This is a genomic window from Salmonella sp. SAL4457, assembly GCF_046548235.1.
In the GTDB taxonomy this organism is placed as follows: domain Bacteria; phylum Pseudomonadota; class Gammaproteobacteria; order Enterobacterales; family Enterobacteriaceae; genus Salmonella; species Salmonella enterica.
This window is the reverse complement of the sequence record NZ_JBGDZO010001439.1, coordinates 1-231: the sequence shown is the minus strand read 5'-3', so window position 1 is coordinate 231 and position 231 is coordinate 1. Positions and strand designations below refer to the sequence as shown.

The following is a 231-nucleotide window of genomic DNA, read 5'->3' as shown; positions in this document are numbered from 1 at the left end:
GGCCCGCCAGGAAAAGCCCGACGTGGTCCTGATGGACATCGTCATGCCCGGCCTCAACGGCTTCCAGGCGACCCGTCAATTGACCAAGGACGCCGAGACCAGCGCCATCCCGGTGATCATCGTCACCACCAAGGACCAGGAGACCGACAAGGTCTGGGGCAAGCGCCAGGGCGCTCGCGACTACCTGACCAAGCCGGTGGACGAAGAGACCCTGCTGAAAACCATCAATGC

1 protein-coding gene is annotated in these 231 nt (G+C 63.2%); it reads left to right on the top strand.

From position 1 onward, the window contains the following. Positions 1-231, top strand: a 231-nt coding sequence (locus ACLJNW_RS28925; protein ID WP_410962125.1) for a response regulator, incomplete at both ends; no start/stop codon positions are given.